The sequence below is a fragment of the Rhizobacter sp. P3_B12 genome, assembly GCF_056402895.1.
Genome location: NZ_JBFUGN010000043.1, coordinates 1 through 16228 on the forward strand (window position 1 = coordinate 1; position 16228 = coordinate 16228).

Annotated in this window: 15 protein-coding genes; 5 read left to right on the top strand and 10 right to left on the bottom strand. The window is 68.8% G+C overall.

The features are described from left to right. The first annotated feature begins 2 nt into the window (after positions 1 to 2). Entirely contained in the window at positions 3 to 278 is a 276-nt protein-coding gene (locus AC1D01_RS04540) for an oligopeptide/dipeptide ABC transporter ATP-binding protein (protein WP_477864888.1), read from the top strand. Here AC1D01_RS04540 and AC1D01_RS04545 read toward each other — a convergent pair. From AC1D01_RS04545 to AC1D01_RS04565, 5 genes are all read right to left on the bottom strand, one after another. Further along, the gene (locus AC1D01_RS04545; RefSeq protein WP_477864889.1) at positions 190 to 1482 is read right to left on the bottom strand and encodes a TRAP transporter large permease; all 1293 of its coding nucleotides are present in this window, start codon (positions 1480 to 1482) and stop codon (positions 190 to 192) included. The genes AC1D01_RS04540 and AC1D01_RS04545 overlap by 89 nt on opposite strands. Next, positions 1479 to 1964, bottom strand: coding sequence for a TRAP transporter small permease (locus tag AC1D01_RS04550; RefSeq protein WP_477864890.1), 486 nt, complete (start codon positions 1962 to 1964; stop codon positions 1479 to 1481). Before AC1D01_RS04550 ends, AC1D01_RS04545 begins: the two co-directional genes overlap by 4 nt. Then, the gene (locus tag AC1D01_RS04555; protein ID WP_477864891.1) at positions 1964 to 2977 is read right to left on the bottom strand and encodes a sialic acid TRAP transporter substrate-binding protein SiaP; all 1014 of its coding nucleotides are present in this window, start codon (positions 2975 to 2977) and stop codon (positions 1964 to 1966) included. Before AC1D01_RS04555 ends, AC1D01_RS04550 begins: the two co-directional genes overlap by 1 nt. Positions 2978 to 3002: 25 nt before the next feature. After that, a complete protein-coding gene (locus AC1D01_RS04560; protein ID WP_477864892.1) occupies positions 3003 to 3944 on the bottom strand; it encodes a dihydrodipicolinate synthase family protein in 942 nt (313 codons plus the stop codon). A 66-nt stretch (positions 3945 to 4010) separates the two neighbouring features. Beyond that, positions 4011 to 4451, bottom strand: a complete 441-nt coding sequence (locus AC1D01_RS04565) for an RbsD/FucU family protein (RefSeq protein ID WP_477864893.1) — start codon at positions 4449 to 4451, stop codon at positions 4011 to 4013. Between the two features lie 131 nt (positions 4452 to 4582). Between AC1D01_RS04565 and AC1D01_RS04570 the strand changes: the two genes are divergently transcribed. From AC1D01_RS04570 to AC1D01_RS04585, 4 genes are all read left to right on the top strand, one after another. Then, positions 4583 to 5785: a fumarylacetoacetate hydrolase family protein gene (locus AC1D01_RS04570; protein ID WP_477864894.1), complete on the top strand. Its 1203-nt coding sequence runs from the start codon at positions 4583 to 4585 to the stop codon at positions 5783 to 5785. Beyond that, the gene (locus tag AC1D01_RS04575; RefSeq protein ID WP_477864895.1) at positions 5782 to 6573 is read left to right on the top strand and encodes an ATP-binding cassette domain-containing protein; all 792 of its coding nucleotides are present in this window, start codon (positions 5782 to 5784) and stop codon (positions 6571 to 6573) included. Before AC1D01_RS04570 ends, AC1D01_RS04575 begins: the two co-directional genes overlap by 4 nt. Positions 6574 to 6637: 64 nt before the next feature. Further along, the gene (locus tag AC1D01_RS04580) at positions 6638 to 8119 is read left to right on the top strand and encodes an ABC transporter substrate-binding protein (RefSeq protein ID WP_477864896.1); all 1482 of its coding nucleotides are present in this window, start codon (positions 6638 to 6640) and stop codon (positions 8117 to 8119) included. Next, complete coding sequence (locus AC1D01_RS04585; protein WP_477864897.1) at positions 8116 to 9510, top strand: amidase; 1395 nt, start codon at positions 8116 to 8118, stop codon at positions 9508 to 9510. The genes AC1D01_RS04580 and AC1D01_RS04585 overlap by 4 nt, the downstream gene beginning before the upstream one ends. 52 nt (positions 9511 to 9562) lie before the next feature. Here the strand turns inward: AC1D01_RS04585 and AC1D01_RS04590 are convergent, their stop codons facing one another. The 5 genes from AC1D01_RS04590 to AC1D01_RS04610 all read right to left on the bottom strand — a co-directional run bounded on the left by AC1D01_RS04590 (position 9563) and on the right by AC1D01_RS04610 (position 16158). Further along, positions 9563 to 9805, bottom strand: a complete 243-nt coding sequence (locus AC1D01_RS04590; RefSeq protein WP_477864898.1) for a hypothetical protein — start codon at positions 9803 to 9805, stop codon at positions 9563 to 9565. Positions 9806 to 10359: 554 nt separating this feature from the next. Continuing rightward, positions 10360 to 14067: an RHS repeat-associated core domain-containing protein gene (locus tag AC1D01_RS04595; protein WP_477864899.1), complete on the bottom strand. Its 3708-nt coding sequence runs from the start codon at positions 14065 to 14067 to the stop codon at positions 10360 to 10362. 280 nt (positions 14068 to 14347) lie between these two features. Next, positions 14348 to 14989 carry a glutathione S-transferase family protein gene (locus AC1D01_RS04600; protein WP_477864900.1) on the bottom strand — a complete coding sequence of 214 codons (642 nt, stop codon included), beginning with the start codon at positions 14987 to 14989 and terminating at the stop codon, positions 14348 to 14350. A gap of 62 nt (positions 14990 to 15051) precedes the next feature. Further along, positions 15052 to 15762 carry a helix-turn-helix transcriptional regulator gene (locus AC1D01_RS04605; protein WP_047508207.1) on the bottom strand — a complete coding sequence of 237 codons (711 nt, stop codon included), beginning with the start codon at positions 15760 to 15762 and terminating at the stop codon, positions 15052 to 15054. A gap of 12 nt (positions 15763 to 15774) precedes the next feature. Next, positions 15775 to 16158 carry a VOC family protein gene (locus AC1D01_RS04610; protein WP_477864901.1) on the bottom strand — a complete coding sequence of 128 codons (384 nt, stop codon included), beginning with the start codon at positions 16156 to 16158 and terminating at the stop codon, positions 15775 to 15777. Positions 16159 to 16228 lie beyond the last annotated feature (70 nt).

Genomic DNA, 16228 nt, shown 5'->3' on the forward strand with positions numbered 1-16228 from the left:
GGCTGGGGGCACCGCGAGGGGCGCGGCTCGCGACGATCCCGGGCCGCGTGCCGGCGCTCGGCGAGTGGCCGGCGGGGTGCCCGTTCGCGGACCGCTGCGGGTGGGTGATCGACGCGTGCCGAGGCGGGATGCCCGCGCCGGTCGACGCCGGCCCGGATCACACCGCGCGCTGCATCCGCATCGGCGCCGTCAGCGATACCCCATCGACTGCGGCAGCCACAGCACGATCTGCGGGAACAGCGTCATCGCCAGCAGCAGCAGCAAGAGCATCACGATGAACAGCCAGCCCTCGCGCAGCATGTCGCGGATCGGAATCCCGGTCAGCGCGTTCGTCACGAACAGCAGCATCCCGAACGGCGGGTGGATCAGCCCGATCATCATGTTCAGCACGATCACCACGCCGAAGTGCACCAGGTCGATGCCCAGCGCCTTCACCATCGGCAGCAGGATCGGCACGAACACCAGCAGCAGCACCGAGATGTCCATGAAGCAGCCGAGCACCAGGAACAGCAGGTTCACCAGCAGCAGGAACGAGGTGCGCCCGAGATCGAAGCCCGCCATCCATGCTGCGAGCGACTGCGGCACGCCCTCGGCGGTGAACGCGTAGTTCATCATGAACGCGCCGGCCAGGATCATCGTGATCACCGCGCTGGACCGCGTCGACTCCATCACCACGCCCCACAGCGTGCGCCAGCTGAGCGCGCGGTAGACCACGCCGGCCAGCACCAGCGCATGCAGCGCCGCCACCGCGGCCGCCTCGGTGGGCGTGAAGATGCCGGTGTAGATGCCCGTCAGCAGCAGCACCGGCAGCGACAGCGGCAGCGCGCCGCGCGCCAGGATGGCCGGCCACTCGCGCAGCGGCACCTTGTCCTCGCGCGGCATGTTGCGTCGCGTCGCGATGACCTGCACCACGCCCATCATCAGCAGCGCCATCAGCACGCCCGGCACCACGCCGCCGAGGAACAGCGCGCCCACCGAGCTGCCCGACACCAGCGCATAGATCACCATCGGGATCGACGGCGGGATGATCGGCCCGAGCGTCGCGCTCGCCACCACCACCGCACCGGCGAAACCGGGCGTGTACTCCGGCTTCTTCAGCATCTGGCGGATCGTCACCAGCCCCGGCCCGGCGGCATCGGCGATCGCGCTGCCGCTCATGCCCGAGAACACCACGCTGACCAGGATGTCGACCTGCGCCAGCCCGCCGCGCAGCCGCCCGACCAGGATGCGGCAGAAGTCGAAGATGCGCTCGCTGATGGTGCCGGCGTTCATCAGGTTGGCCGCGAAGATGAACAGCGGCACCGCCAGCAGCACGTAGCTGTTGTACAGGCCGTTCAGCACCTGCTCGGCCGCCAGCCCGACATCCTGCCCCTTGACGATCAGGTAGGCGATGCCGCTGCCGATCATCGAGAAGCCGATCGGCGCACGCAGCACGAAGCCCGCGACCAGCACGCCGATCAAGGCCCAGAGTGCCGCGCTCATGCCTTCACCTCGCCGCTCAACTCCTGATCGAGCCCGCGCGCGATGCGCCACAGCGTCAACGCGCTGCGCACCACCACCCCGGCCAGCATCAGCGCGAACGGCAGGAACACCGCCATGAACGGCAGCCCGAGCACCGGCGTGCCCTCGCGCGCCATGAACCGGATGTAGTCCCAGCTGGCAGGCAGCGCCCACAGCGCGAGGCCGCCGAACAGCAGCGCCGCGAGGCCGCGGAACACCCGCCGGATGCCCGCTGGCATCGCGTTGTAGACCAGGTCGAAGGCCACGTGCTCGCGCTGCGGCACGACGAACGCGGTCGACCACAGGATCACCCAGACGTACAGCACCACCGCCAGCTCGTCGGTCCACGGCAGCGGCCGGTCGAAGCCGAAGCGCGCGACGATCTGCACCAGGAACACGAGGAACAGCAACACGAAGAGACCGCCGCCGACCGCCTCGGCGCCACGTTTCAGCCAGTTGCGCATCAGGCGACCCCGTTGATGCGCTCGAGCATCCCCTTCGGCCACGCCTTCGCCTGCTCGGACGCGGCATAGGCCTGCTGCACCGCGCGGCGGAAGGCCGCGACGTCGGGCGTCGTCACCTGCAGGCCCTGCTGCCTGAAGAAGTCGACCAGCTGCGCTTCTTCCTTGATGCGGTTGTCGTTGTTCCAGCGCGCCGCGGCCTGCGCCGCCGCCTTCAGCTTCTGGCGCTGCGCCGGGCTCGCCGTGTTCCAGGTCTTGTTGGCGACCGCGATGAACAGGCCGTCGACCAGGTGGCCGGTGAGCACCAGCTGCTTGGTCACCTCGTAGAACTTGGCGGCGCGCACGGTGGGCAGCGGGTTGTCCTGGCCGTCGATGGTGCCGGTCTTCAGGCCCAGGTAGACCTCGCCGAAGGCCAGCGGCGTCGGCGTGGCCCCCAGCGCCTCGCCGAGGAACAGCCAGTCCTTCGAGCCCGGCATGCGCAGCTTCACGCCCTTCAGGTCGGCCGGCACCACCACCTTGCGCGTGTCGCGCAGGTTGAGCTGGCGCGTGCCGAGGTAGGCCGTGGCGAGCACGGTCACGTCGAGCTTGTCGGAGACGCGCTGGAACACCTCGTCGCCGATCGGCCCGTTGAACACCTTCTGCTGATGCTGCGGGTCGCGCAGCATGTAGCCGGCGGTGAAGATCGAGAACTCGGGCAGCAGCTTCGCGATGTCGAAGGCCGAGATCGACGCCAGCTCCAGGTTGCCGCGCGCCATTGCCGCCGGCTCGGCGCCCTGCTTGAACAGCGCCGCGTTCAGGTTGACCTGCACCTCGAACTCGCCGGGGGCCGACTGGTCGAGCGCATCCTTGAAGACCGTCCACATCTTCGCGTGCCAGTCGTCCGGCACCGCGGGGGTCGAGATGCGCAACATCGTCTTGCCGGCCGCGTGCGCCCACGGCGCAGACACGCCGGACAACCCCGCGCCGGACAACACCAGGCCGGCCGCCAGGCGGCGGCGCCGTGAATCAACAGTCATGCAGTCTCCAGGTTCCTTGTTCGTGTCAATCGACGTCCAGGTCCAGCGCGATCGGCTTCAGCGCGTGCTGCAGCGTGTGCATCTGGTCCAGCGTCAGCGCCACCTGCGGCGCGCGCACCCGCAACCAGCCGGGTTCGCCGCTCAGGGCCGACATGATGCCCTTCAAAGCGGGTGTCAGCGCGTAAGGGCCGAGCATCGCCAGCAGCAGCCGCACGCGCGACACGTCGTGCGGGGTGTTCGGCGCATCGGGCCGGCCGGCCAGCCGCTGCACCACGTGCGGCATGAAGTTGGCCAGCCCGCTGATGGCGCCGGTGCTGCCGCGGCGTGCCAGCTCGGGCAGGTCGGGCTCATGGCCGGCGGTCACCATCAGCGTCTCGTTGAACGCATCGGCCAGCGCCAGCGTGTGCGCGGTGTCACCGCTGCTGTCCTTGATGCCGACGATGGTCTGCGGGTAGAGCCGCTTCAGCGTCTCGACGACCTTGCGCGACAGCCCGACGCCGCTGACCTGGGGGATGTGGTACAGGTACAGCCGCAGCCGGTCGTCGGCCGCGCCGTCGATCACCTGGCGGTAGCTGTCGATCACGCCCTGGTCCGTCACCTGGTGGGCGCCGCCCTTCAGGAAGAACGGCGGCATCATCAGGCAGCCGTGCGCGCCGATCCCGAGCGCATGGCGCGTCAGCGCCAGCGTGTCGGGCAGCGCGGCGCAGCTGGTCGACACCAGGATCTGCGGCCCCGGCACCCCTTCGCCGACCAGCGCGTCGACCGCGTCGCGGCGCTCGGCGACCGAGAACGCCGGCCCCTCGCCGGTGGTGCCGAACGGCACGACGCCGCCGCAGCCCTTGGCGTGGATCAGCGAGCGGGCGTGCAGCCCGAAGCGGTGCAGGTCGATGCCGAGGTCCGGCTTGAGCGGCGTCAGCAGGGCCGGCCAGATGCCGTGGAACGAGGCGGTTGCGGCAGGAATGGTCATGGTCTTCTCCCGTGGGTGGGAGCGATGACGGCGCGGCTCCCCTCGCGCCAGACCCGATGGAAAACGTCAGTCGGTGGACACCACCCCCTTGCGCAGGATCAGGTTGCCGTACTTGCGCTGCTCGCCGCTGCGCAGGATCAGGAAGGCGCGCTGCGCCTGCTCGTAGAACGCGAAGCGCTCCAGCGTGGCCGGCTCGCGCTCGCCGGCGCCGTGCAGCAGCTTGCGGAATTCGGCCACCGGCGGTGGCACGGCGCGGGTGTCGCCCACCACCTGCATCGTCCAGGCGCATTGCGGCACGAAGGTGTCGAGCGGGAACAGCGGCAGCAGCGCCGCCAGCACGGCCGGCGCATCGGCACCGGCGATCTGCACCAGCCGCGCGCCGGACCGGTGGGCCACCTGGGCGGCGGGGAAATTCGCGTCCACAATCGCCAGGTCGTCGCCGTGGCCCATGCTGGCCAGCGCGTGCAGCGCGTCGGGCGTGAGCAGCGGCGATATCGTCTTGAGCATCGGGATGTCCTTCGCGTCTTCGTGGGACAGCGCGGATTCTCATCGTAAGCGCCTGCCCCGAAAGCTTCAGCGGGACAAACCCTTCTGCCCTGTCAACGCCGCCACCCCTGTCAACCCTGTCGAGAGCCTCCATGACCCTCCACTTTCCGCCCCTGCCGATGTCCGTCGCCGAATCACTGCCCCACGACGCCCGGCGCGCCACGCTGGTCGGCCGCCTGTGGGTGCCCGGCGGCGGGCCGACGCTGGTCACGCTGACCGGCGACGACCTGCACGATCTGTCGACCGTCGCCGCCACCAGCAGCCAGCTGCTGGAACTCGACGACCCGGTGTTCTCGGTGCAATCGGCGCTGCGCACCGGGCAGGCGCCGCGCATCGCGTCGTACGAGGCGGCGCTCGCCAACAGCGACGAATCGCTGCGCGACGGCACCCAGGCCTGGCTGATGGCGCCGTGCGACCTGCAGCCGGTGAAGGCGAGCGGCGTCACCTTCATCGCGAGCCTGCTGGAGCGGGTGATCGAGGAGCAGGCGCGCGGCGATGCCTCGCGCGCCGACAAGATCCGCCGCTCGCTGACCGGCATCCTCGGCGACAACCTGGCCGGCATCGTCCCCGGCTCGCCGCAGGCGGCCCAGGTCAAGGAGGTGCTGATCGCGCAGGGCGCCTGGTCGCAGTACCTGGAGGTGGGCATCGGGCCGGACGCCGAGGTGTTCACGAAGGCGCCGCCGATGGCCGCAGTGGGGACCGGCGCCGATGTCGGGCTGCACCCCGGCTCGTCGTGGAACAACCCGGAGCCCGAGGTGGTGCTCGCGATCGACAGCCGCGGCCGGGTGCGCGGCGCGACGCTCGGCAACGACGTGAACCTGCGCGATTTCGAGGGCCGCAGCGCGCTGCTGCTGGGCAAGGCCAAGGACAACAACGCCTCGTGCGCGATGGCGCCGTTCATCCGGCTGTTCGACGCGCATTTCACGATCGATGACCTGCGCCGCTGCGAGATCGCGCTGCACGTGGCGGGGCCGGACGGTTTCCGCGTCGAGGGCCGCGACACGCTCGCGAAGATCAGCCGCGATCCGCTCGACCTGGCGGCGCAGGCGATCGGCCCGCACCACCAGTACCCGGACGGGCTGATGCTGTTCCTCGGCACCATGCTCGCGCCGACGCAGGACCGGCTGGGCCCGGGCCAGGGCTTCACGCACGTGGTGGGCGACGTGGTCACGGTCTCGTCGCCGGCGTTCGGGGCGCTGGTGAACCGGGTGCGCCGCTGCGACGAGATCGCGCCGTGGCGCTTCGGGCTGACCGCGCTGATGCGCAGCCTCGCGGCGCGCCAGCTGCTGACGTGAACGCGCCGGCCGGCGAGGCGCCGCTGCTCGCGCTGGAGCAGRTGACGCGGCGCTACACGCTGCCGCGCGAGCGACTGCTGCAGCCGGCGCCGGTGGTCGACGCGCTGCGCGGCGTGAGCCTGGCGCTGCGGGCCGGGCACAACCTCGGGATCGTCGGCGAATCGGGCTCGGGCAAGTCGACGCTGGCGCGCATCGCGATGGCGCTCGAGCCGCCGAGCAGCGGCCGGGTGCTGTTCGACGGGCGCGACCTGAATGCGCTGGCGCCGGCCGGGTTGCGCGCGGCGCGCCGCGATTTCCAGATGGTGTTCCAGGATCCCTACGGGTCGCTCGATCCGCGGCAGCGTGTCGGGCGCATCGTCGCCGAGCCGCTGCCCGACGGCGATCCGGAGGCGGCGGGGCGGGTGGCCGAGGCGCTGGAGGCGGTCGGGTTGCGCGCGTCGGATGCCGCGCGGCATCCGCACGAGTTCTCCGGCGGCCAGCGCCAGCGCATCGCGATCGCGCGAGCGCTGGTGACGCGGCCGAAGCTGATCGTCGCCGACGAGCCGGTGAGCGCGCTCGATGTCTCGGTGCAGGCGCAGGTGCTGAACCTGATGACCGACCTGCAGCAGCGCTTCGGCATGACCTACCTGCTGATCAGCCACGACCTCGCGGTGGTCGATCACCTGTGTGGGGAGGTGTTGGTGATGCGGGGCGGCGAGGTCGTCGAGCGCGGCGCGTCGGACAAGGTGTTTCGGTCACCGCAGCATGCCTACACGCGCGCACTTGTCTCGGCTGCGAGTACCCCGTAGCCCGGATGCCAATCCGGGGTTCGTGACGCCCATCCCGGATTGGCATCCGGGCTACCATCTTCCGATGAACGCCGCCCTCAAGACCACCGCCACGCTGCTGCTGTGCGCCGCGACGCTCGCTGCCGCCCAGTCCCGCAAGGACAGCGCCGTCATCGGCATCACGCTGGAGCCGCCCGGCCTCGACCCGACCACTTCGGCGGCCGCGTCGATCGGCGAGATCGTCCACTACAACGTGCTCGAGGGGCTGACCAGGATCAACGTCGACGGCAGCGTGACGCCGCTGCTGGCCGACAGCTGGAGCATCGACCCCGACGGCCGGCTCTACACCTTCAAGCTGAAGAAGGGCGTCAAGTTCCACGACGGCGAGGCCTTCGACGCGTCCGACGTCAAGTTCAGCTTCGAGCGCGCCCGCGCCGAGGGCAGCACCAACAAGGCGAAGAAGACGGTGTTCGACAACATCACCCGCATCGAGACGCCCGATGCGCAGACCGTGGTGCTGGTGCTCGCCAAGGCCGACGGCAACCTGCTGTTCCGCCTCGGCGAGAACACCGCGGTGATCCTCGACCCGAAGAGCGCCGCCACCACCGCGACCCGGCCGGTCGGCACCGGCCCGTTCCGCTTCGAGAGCTGGTCGCGCGGCGCCGCCGTGGTGCTGTCGCGCTGGGACAGTTACCGCAACGCGGCGGCGATCAAGCTGAAGAAGGTGAGCTTTCGCATCATCAACGACCCGGCCGCGCAATCGGCCGCGCTGCTGGCCGGCGACGTCGATGCGTTCCCACGCTTCCAGGCCGCGCAAAGCCTGGTGCAGTTCCAGAACGACCCGCGCTTCACGGTCGCGATCGGCGGCACCGAGGGCAAGACGCTCGTCGCGATCAACAACAAGCGCAAGCCCTTCGACGACGTGCGCGTGCGCCGCGCGATCGCGATGGCGATCGACCGCAAGGCGGTGATCGCCGGCGCGATGGAAGGCCAGGGCGCGCCGATCGGCAGCCACATGGTGCCGAGCGACGCAGGCTACATCGACCTGACCGGCGTGAACCCGTACAACCCCGAGAAGGCCCGCGCGCTGCTGAAGGAGGCCGGCGTCGCGACGCCGCTGAACGTGACGCTCTCGCTGCCGCCGCCGCAGTACGCGCGCAAGGGCGGCGAGATCATCGCGGCGCAGCTCGCGAAGGTGGGCATCGTCGCGAAGATCGACAACGTCGAATGGGCGCAGTGGCTGGCCGGCCCGTTCAAGGGCAGCTTCGACCTGACCATCATCAGCCACGTCGAGCCGCTCGACTTCGCGGTGTACGCCGATCCGTCGTACTACTTCGGCTACGACGGCAAGGCCTACGCCGAGATCGTCGCGAAGTACGACGCCAGCATCAACGCGAAGGAGCGGCTGAAGCTGATCGGCGATGCGCAGCGCCGGCTGGCCGACGACGCGGTCAACGCCTGGCTGTTCCAGCTGCCGCAGTTCATGGTCGCCAACAAGCGGCTGAAGGGGCTGTGGAGCAGCTCGCCGGTGTTCGCGAACGACATGGGCGCGGTGAGCTGGCAATGAACGCGCTGGCGCAGCTGTCGGCCGTGGAGCTGCTGGCGGCCTACGCGGCGCGCACGCTGTCGCCGGTGGAAGTGACGCGCGCGGTGCTCGCGAACATCGCGGCCTGGGAGCCGCGGCTGTGCGCCACCTACGCGCTGGATGCGGCCGCCGCGCTCGCGCAGGCCGAGGCCTCGCAGGCGCGCTGGCTCGCGAACGCGCCGCTCGGTGCGCTCGACGGCGTGCCGGCGATGATCAAGGAGAACATCGCGACGCGCGGCACGCCGGTGCCACTGGGCACCGCCGCCACCGAGCTGGTGCCGGCCGCGGCCGATGCGCCGCCGGCCGCGCGGCTGCGCGAAGCCGGCGCGGTGATCCTCGGCAAGACGACGATGCCCGACTACGGGATGCTGTCGTCCGGCCTGTCGAGCTTCCACCCGCTGGCCCGCAACCCGTGGGATTTGCGCCGCAACCCGGGCGGCAGCAGCGCCGGCGCCGCCGCGGGGGCGGCCGCGGGCTACGGGCCGCTGCACGTCGRCACCGACATCGGCGGCTCGGTGCGGCTGCCGGCCGGCTGGTGCGGCATCTTCACGCTGAAGCCGAGCCTCGGCCGCATCCCGATCCAGCCGCCATACGCCGGCCGCGTGGCCGGGCCGATGACGCGCACGGTCGCCGATGCGGCGCTGATGATGGGTGTGCTGTCGCGCCCCGACCCGGGCATGCGCGACACGATGAGCCTGCCCTGGCAGGACATCGCCTGGGCGCAGCTCGAGCGCCCGCTGCGCGGATTGAAGCTCGGCCTGCTGATGGACGCCGGCTGGGGCCTGCCGGTCGAGCCGGAGGTGCGGGCGGCGGTCGAGGCGGCGGCGCGCGCATTCGAAGGCGCGGGCGCGATCGTCGAGCCGGTCGCACCGTTCATGACGCGCGAGATGATCGACGGCATGGACCGTTTCTGGCGCTGCCGCGCCTGGATGGACATCGCGGCGCTGCCCGAGGCGCGGCGCGCGAAGGTGCTGCCGTTCATCGTCGACTGGGCGCGCGGTGGCGCCGACCTGGGCGGCGCACAGGTGTTCCACGGCTACAGCCAGATGGGCGCGATGCGCGAGGCGGCTGTCGCGGCCTGCCGGCCGTTCGACGCGCTGCTGTCGCCGACCGCGCCGATCCCGGCCTTCGCCGCCGAGCTGCCGTGCCCGACCAATGACCCGGCACGGCCGTTCGAGCACATCGCGTTCACGCTGCCGTACAACATGAGCGAGCAGCCGGCCGCGAGCATCAACTGCGGCTACACGAGCGACGGGCTGCCGATCGGGCTGCAGATCATCGGCGCGCGGCACGACGACCTGGGCGTGCTGCAACTCGCGCGGGCGTGGGAGCAGATGCGACCGGCGCAGCGGGCGTGGCCGCAGCTGCCGTGACGCCGGCTTGAATGTCGATGCAAATAAAGCGACAAACGACGCCTTCAATGCATCAATCCTTGCCAGTCATCTTGTTCCATGAATGGTCTTTCGCGAATGCCAGATCGATGCAGGCTCGCTGAAAGCCGTTCGAAAACCCAGCCAACACCTGACCCGCGACCAGCCAGATCAAGACGGCCGCCGATGTAGCAATGCGTGCCGCGGCATTCAGTGCCTCTGAACGAATCCACACTCGCAGCATCTCGACTTCATCTTCGTCGCGCATAGCGGCTTCGGGAATCGGACGTTCATTCATCGCGGCACTCGCTTTTCTCCGGGCTATCGGAGAATAGATCCAACTGCTATCCGGCCACTATCGATTGCGCTTGCGGCGTCCTCCCCGAGATAGCTACCGCTTGCCGGGTCACGGTGAAGATTTTTCCTCACAAAAGCCATTACACCCTTCGCCCAATCGCAAAAGGCTTGATCCTTTTGCACAAATACATTATCAATGAGAATTCGATCTTCATAATAGAGCCGCCCGGGCCGCACGACTCTTCCATCGTAAAACGGACGCCAAAACTCGATGAGGTGCGACTCGCGAATGTTGACATGCACCTTAACTGGACTCTCTGATTCAATGAAGATGCGAGCAGGCAATTGTATGGGCGCCAAATAGCACACGAGCGACTTCTCTCCCGCAGATGAGATTGGGATTGGCAATTGGTCTAACGTGCTGAGTGAGCTGAAATCCCCATTTGCGCCATCTGATAAAAGAGCGACGCCCCCCCTACTCCTTAGAGACTTTTCCAAATCCCGGAGATCAAGATCTGTCGTCAAAATTTCAAGTTGCTTTCCCATAGCCTGTTCTCAACGGTCATAGGGTCGGAATGATACGTTCGTGCCGGGCGATGCTTTACTGACATCTTGCATTGCACGCCGCTCACGAGCCACCGGATTTCCGGCCTGTGTTTCTTTGCCAACTTGCACACCTTCAACTATCTCGCCAGTCCTCTTGTCTCTTGCAGCCACGTCGAGATATCGATTCTCCTTGTCTCCACCCGGGGTCCGAACGCGAACCTCTGTTTGCACTTCAATGTTGGGATCATTCGCATACTTGTTGCGCAGTTCCTGTTCGGCCTTTTCGACTTCGGCCTGATGTTCAGGACTTCCCTTCCGCCCATTCGGATTTGGAGGGTGCTTTTCTGCCTCCGTCGACAACCCATCAGCAGCCTGCTCCTCGGAGTCGCCCACGGACAGCACTGCATTGACCATTTTCCACAGCACGGATCCGTTCTCGGCCTCCTTGTGGACGTACTCGCGAATCCCGCCGACCACTCTCGTGGTCTTAGCAGCCCCCGCATTCAGGCCCTGCTGGAACGACTTCTGAACTGGCGTGCCGGGGGCGGCCATCAGCACGAAGGTCGGCGGCCCCGGTCTGAAGAGTCCCCCCAGGCATGAAGATGAGCAGGTCAGATTCGGCGCAGGCAGCGTGGGCACGCCCGTGCCGGTGATCTTCACCTCCTCCATCACGAAGAGTTCGGGATCCCAGGTCTTGCTCGGCGTCAGCTCATTCGGATTCCAGCCGCTCGGGTCCGTGCTACTCAGCGGCCGGTTCTCGACATAGCTGTAGCGGTTGTAGCTCTGCAGTTCRTAGGGCTTCGTYACRKCCCGGTCYGCGGACAGGAASCGMCCGAGGGCYGCGTCGTACAGCCGCCCGTTCATGTGCGTGAGSCCGATGTCGTCGAGCTGCTCGTGGCCGGTGAAGCCGCGGTCGGTGCCGCTGTTGACGGCGGGGCTCCAGTCGATCACCAAGGCACCTGTGGCGTCGTAGTTGCCGTTGGCGAAGCGCCGCTTGCCGAATGGGTCGTACGCGTCGCGGGCGGTCAGGTTGCCGTTGTGGTCGGTCGTTGCCGCGATGCTGCCCAGGTGGTCCTTGTGCCAGTACTCCAGCTTCAACGCGCTCAGGTTCGACTGCACAGCTGGCGCGGTCTGTGTGGCRCCGAGTGCCGGCAGCGCTCCGGTGGTGACCAACACCCCGAGGCTCTGGCCGCCTGAGCTCAGGTAGTGCCGGTGGTTGGTGACCGCAGGGTCCGCGGCACTCGGGCTGGTCGGCGCATTGACCTCGCTCTCGAAGGCCAGGCCGCCGGTGTTGTCCGGGTGCAGGTACCACGTGGTCCGCGTTCCAGCGTTGGTGCCGCTCGGGATCGTTCGCACCTCGCGGATGCGCGCGTGGTCCTCGTCGTAGTTCCACACGTAGCTCGGACCGCCTGGGGGCCCTTGCACGCCCGCTTGGCTGTCCGGCAGGTTGAAGCCCGTGTACGCAATTCCGCGGTACTTGCCCGCCGTAGCGTTCGCGATGTTCCCGTTCGCGTCGAAGCCGTAGCCGTTGGCTGCTGCGCCTTCGATGCTCTGCACTGCATGCGGCCGCACCGCGTTCGCCCCCTGTGCGCCGTAGCTGTACAGCCCCACATCGCTYTTGTAGAGGATGCTGCCCAGCGCGTTGTATTGCAGGCTCACCGTGCGAACCAGGCCGCTGATCGCAGGAGCTGCCACCGTGTAGCGCTGCAGCCGGCCGAGCGCGTCGTGCTCGAAGTTCTCGGTCACCGCGCCGGTGGCGCCATCCCCATTCGCATCGTTGCGGTTCGTCAGCCGGCCCAGGCTGTCCCACACGTAGCCGTGGTTCAGCACGTCGGTCCCATTGRCCTTGCCCGTCGTCAGGCTGCTGGCGCGGCCTGTCGCCGCTTCATAGCCAGACTTGCTCGTCACCGCATTGCTGTAGCGCTGCTGCTCCAATTGGTCCCACGCGTTGCAAGCTTGTGCTTGCCACAGCACCGTGCCGGCCGGCAGCGTCGTGCCTGGGCCCGGCGTGCCGCCCGGTGTCGCCGGCAGTGGGTTCACCGTCACCGAGGTGGCCAGCGACACCGTGTCGAGGAACCCCTTGGGCGTGTAGCCGTRGTTCACCGTCAGCCCGSTCGGCCAGGTCTGCGTCGCTTGCCGGCCGTTGGCGTCATAGCTCAGCGCACTCGCAAAGCTCGGCCCGTTGGCGATGCTCGTGCGGGTGTTGATCAGCCTACCCAGGCTGTCGTACACCCACTGCCGRCTGAGGTCYGTGTTGGCAGTCGTYGCGCACAGCTTGCCGATGCCCATCGCGCAGCTGTCGTARGTCCASGTGCTSYGGTACTCCGGCTCGAYGCGCAGCGTCATYCGSCCGAGYWCGTCGTASKYCATCGTCGTCGAGCCGCCGCGCTGCTTCTGCAACGGGTTCTGCTGCCACACCACCTGGCCCAGTGCGTCGTGGMGGTACTCGATCACCCCGGCGTCCGGGTCGGTCAGCTTCAGCTTGTTGCCGCGCACGTCGTAGGCGATCTGCACGGTGTTCTGCAGCGCGTCCTTCGTCGCCACCAGGTTGCCGAACGCGTCGTGCTGGTGGACGAGTTGGGCGCCCTGTGCATCGGTGATGCGGATCGGGTGGCCCTCCACATTGCGTTCCTCGCGCCGTGTGTGGCCCTGGTCGTCGGTGGTGGTGGTCACCAGCGCGCCGTAGGCCACGCTGGACACCCGCGCCCGGCTAGCGCCGTGGCTGCCGAAGCTCACGCCCGGCTGGCTGCCGTGGCTGTCGGCGGTGTAGACCCGGACCGGGCGGCCCAGCGCGTCGTACTCGGTGCGCGTGAGCCCTACGTCGCCACCGCCTGCGCTCGTGGATGACCCGCTGTCCAGGAAGTACGRCTGCGTCTGCACCAGCACCTGGCCCAGGTCGCCGTACTCGGTGTCGGTGGCGATCAGGCGGTTCGTGCCACCGGGTTGTGTCGGACCATCGAAGGCTTCGGTGACATGGCGCAGCAGCCGGCCTGCGCGGTCCAGGTACTTGCGAGTGAACGAGCCGTTCTTGACGCCTTCCGTGCCACTCGCGTCGCGTGGCTCCACGTGCGTGAACTCCAGCGCATCTGCCGGGATCTCGGCTGCACTCGGGCTCGGGCAACTGGGGCTGTTGCTCGAGGTGTCGCCGGCCGGGTTCACGCGACCCGCAATGAGGCAGTAGGCTGTGATCACCCGCATGCCGTCGGGACGGGTCTCGCGCGTCGTGCGCCCCAGATCGTCGACCTCCCAGTGCGTGGTCAGCCCGTTCGCATCTGTCTTGCTCAGCACCGTGCCGAAGCGCGGGTCCACTGTCTGCGTCTCGAGCTGCTGAAGCGCATTCCTGCGCTCGCTCGGTAGCGTGCCGGCGGGCACCTTGATGCTCTGCCCGCCGATCGTCACCGTCTGCGCGCCGAAGGTTGTCGTGCTCGTGCGCGGCGTGAAGAGCGCCTCGCCCGTCGCCCCCGCGCAGTTGGCTTGGCGCGTGCCGGTGCGGTTGCCSCGCGCGTCGTAGCTGTACGTCGTCACGACGCACAGCTGCGGGTTGCCGGGCTCGACCGTCTCCGTCTCCACGAGACCGTCGGGACGGTAGGTGTAGCTCGTCGTGCGCGAGTAGTTGAACGGGTCGGCCGGAGGCTGGACCGGCGACTGCGCTACCGCGGAGGCCGCGCAGGCCAGCAGCCACACGGCGACGATGAAGTTCAAGACCGTCCGAGACACGGCAACGCCGCGCCTCACCACGGCAACATGGTGCGATGAATGCAAGGGCTTCTCCCTCAGGGGATCAACGGATCGATGGGCGGGGCGGACCTGCGGGTCCGCATGCACTGCCCGCTTTTGTGAGCGGGTCTGGCTTGGCGCGCATCAGTCGATATCAATCGATGCCGTTGCCGTGGGGGCGAACGTTAACCAGCACTCCACTGCGAGTCAACGGGCTGGGGACATCCGTCCTCATCAACCTGAAGGAGGAGCGCGCGCTGCATTCAGCGGCGCCCGGCCTTCAGACCAGCGGCGGCTGCAGCCCCTCGCTCGCGTACATCCGCTGCACCGCCGGCCGCCCCAGCACGCGCTGCACGTAGGCGCCGAGTGCCGGCAGGCTGCGCGCTGGCCGGTGGAAGTTGCGCGTCCAGCGGCACAGCATCAGCGCATACGGGTCGAGCGCGCTGTACGCATCGCCCAGCAGCCACGGCTTGCCGTGCGATGCCAGCTCGGCCTCCAGGATGTCGATGGCCGCGCCGACACGCGCCTCGGCACAGTCCTTCACCTGCGACACCACCTCGGCATCGCGCACATAGCGGTCCGGGTAGAAGTATGAGATCAGTGCCGGCTGCAGCGTGTTGGTCAGCCACATCAGCCACTTGTAGAAATGCGCCCGCTGCGGCGTGCCGAGCGCCGGCGCCAGGCCGGCCTGCGGGTGCGTGTCGGCCAGGTGCAGGCAGATCGCCGCGCCCTCGTACATCACCAGGTCGCCGTCGACCATCACCGGGATCAGCCCGTTCGGGTTCATCTTCAGGTACTCGGGCGAGCGCAACGCGCCCTTCTCTCTCTCGACGCGCACCAGTTCGAACGGGATGCCGAGCTCTTCGAGCAGCATGTGCGGCGCCATGCTGGCGTTGCCGGGGAAGTAATACAGCTGAATCATGGGCAGGGTGGGGTGTAGGGGTCCGCCATCTTAGAGGGCGGCCCACGCGGCCCTGCCGCCGCTCAGGCCGCGTTCGCGTTGCGATGCGCCTCGGCCGCCGCTTCGTTGTGCCGGAACAGGTCGGCCAGCGTCTTGCCGGGCTCGTCGCGGAACGCGGTGTCAGTGACGATCAGCTCGCGGATGCGGTCGACGCGGAAGCTGCGAAAGCTCTCGCGCGTCTCGCACCAGGCGGCCAGCGTCCACACCGCGCCCCAGTAGAAGCAGCCGAGCGGGCGCACGGTGCGCTCGGTGCTGACCTCCTTCAGGTCGACATACTGCAACTCGACGCGGCGCCGCGATTCGGCGGCCAGCCGCAGCAGCTCCAGGTGCGAGCGCGCCCGCGGATCGAACTCGAAGGTGGGCGCGTACAGCGCCAGGCTCTCGGCGGCCGCGCGCGCCGCGCTGGGCAGCACCGACAGGATCTTCGACAAGGCCGCGTCGGCGCGCGCCGCCAGCGCCGCATCGATGCGCGGCTGCGCGATGCGCACCGCCGCCACCAGCGCCTGTGCCTCCTCGCCGGTGAACATCAGCGGCGGCAGGTCGAAGCCGGCGCGCATGCGGTAGCCGACACCGGCCTCGCCCTCGATCGGCACGCCCTGCAGCTGCAGATCGGCCACGTCGCGGTACACCGTGCGCGCCGACACCTCGAGCCGCTCGGCGATGAACTCGGCCGTGGTCAGGCGCCGCCCGCGAACGAGCTGCACGAGTTGGAACAGGCGGTCGGCACGGCGCATGGTGGACGGATGCTAAGCCAACGCGTGCAGGCCGATGCGGTTGCCTTCGCTGTCGGCGATGTGGGCGAAGCAGCCCATCTCGCCCGGCAGCGTCACCTTGGGCGTGGTGATCGCGCCGCCGGCGGCCTGCACGYGCTCGAGCACCGCATCGAGCGAGGGCTGCGCATTCAGGTAGACGATGGTGCCCTGCCGCGATGGCGGCGCGACGCTGTCGCCGGCGATCAGGCAGCCRCCGACACCCGGCTCGTCGTAGCCGAACACCGCGAGCGTCACGTCGCCCATCGGCTCGCGGCGCAACGTGGTGGCGAACAGCTTCTCGTAGAAGGCCTGGGCGCGGTCGAGGTCGGTGACCGGGATCTCGAACCAGTTGAGGGCGCTGCGGATGGGGTCGGTCATGGCGGTCTCCGGGGGTGGGCGGGTTGCGTGGCTTGGAACGGAGCCGCGATGCTGCGCGGCGGCTGCTGAC